Source organism: Salsipaludibacter albus, assembly GCF_019798055.1.
Lineage (GTDB): Bacteria > Actinomycetota > Nitriliruptoria > Nitriliruptorales > Nitriliruptoraceae > Salsipaludibacter > Salsipaludibacter albus.
Window position 1 is genome coordinate 1 of sequence record NZ_JAHOPH010000069.1, and the last position, 1,514, is coordinate 1,514.

The following is a 1,514-nucleotide window of genomic DNA, read 5'->3' on the forward strand; positions in this document are numbered from 1 at the left end:
TTGGAGTTCCTCGCTGCGCTCACTGGGCAACCTTGGGGGGTATCAGCAGGTTGACTGCTGATGCGCCCTTGGTGTCCACCGGGCCATCGCCGGCTGCGCTTGCCCTTCGAGGGCCGTTCCGAGTTGTGCGAGGTCCGGTGGTCCGAGACGTGCCAAGCGGCAACAGGGCTGAGCGCCGCGAGCGCCGATCAGTGAGCGACCGACGAGCACGTCCCAGCACCACCGGGTGCATCCCCACTGTTGCAGCAGCGAGGAGACACTCATGCAGGATGACATGTCCGGGCCCGGCCTGCCGGTCGGCGGGATCGACTGGGCCACCGACACCAACGAATTGTGCATCGTCGATCCGGGCGGTGAGGTGGTCCATAGGTCGACCACGACCATGGATGCTGCCGGGATCCGCCGACTGGTGGGCCAGCTTGGCCGCTACGGCGTCGGGCGGGTCGGGATCGAGCGGCCTGACGGGCCGGTCGTGGAGGCGCTGTTGGGCGCCGATGTGGAGGTCGTGGTGATCACGCCGCGGCAGGTCAAGAATTTGCGGTCCCGGTATGGGTCAGCGGGCAACAAGGACGACCGGTTCGACGCGTTCGTGTTGGCCGACACGGTGCGGACCGATCCTGGCCGGTTGGTCGCGCTCGAGCCCGACAGCCCGCAGACTTCGGCGTTGCGGGCCACGGTGCGGGCGCGCACCGATCTGGTCGCCCACAGGGTGGCGTTGTGCAACCAGCTGCGGGCCCACCTCCAGATCGTGTTTCCGGGGCGCGGTGGGGCTGTTCACTGATCTGGACTCGCTGATCAGCCTGGCGTTTCTGACCCGGTTCCCGACCGTGGACAAGGCCGCCTGGTTGTCGGTCAAGCGGTTCGCGACGTGGCTGGCCGGCCGCCACTACTCCGGTGGCACCAGCCCCGAAACGTTCATGGACCGGCTCGACGCGGCCCCGGCCGGCCACGGCGGCGCTGCCGGTGACACCGCCGGGCGGACCACCTTGGCCTACGTCGCAGCGATCCAGGCCATCCGTGAACAGATCGACGTGCTCGAACGCGACCTGGCTGACCAGCTCGCTGACCACCCCGACGCCCACATCTTCACGTCGCTGCCACGGGTCAAGGTCGTGCGGGCCACCAAGCTGTTGGCCGAGATCGGTGACGCCCGCGGCCGGTTCCCCACTGAAGCATCCCTTGCCGCACTCGCCGGTGCCTGCCCCTCGACCCGCCAATCCGGCCGACGCCACGTCGTCACGTTCCGATGGGCCTGCGACAAGAAGCTACGTGCCGCGGTGATGGACTTCGCCGACGGGTCGCGTCACGGCTCACCCTGGGCAGCAGCGATCTACGACCGCCACCGCGCGATGCACAAATCCCACCAACACGCCGTGCGTATCCTCGCCCGTGCCTGGCTCCGCGTCATCTGGCGCTGCTGGCAAGACCACACCGCCTACGACCCCACCCGCCACGGCAACGCGAAAGCCCACCTCACCACCGCAGCTTGACACAGGGCAACTCGGAACGTCCAG

General features: G+C 68.5%; 1 pseudogene. It reads left to right on the forward strand.

Annotated features, from left to right (window positions below):
- Positions 1 to 262 precede the first annotated feature (262 nt).
- Positions 263 to 1,490: pseudogene (locus KR546_RS19995) on the forward strand (IS110 family RNA-guided transposase).
- Positions 1,491 to 1,514 lie beyond the last annotated feature (24 nt).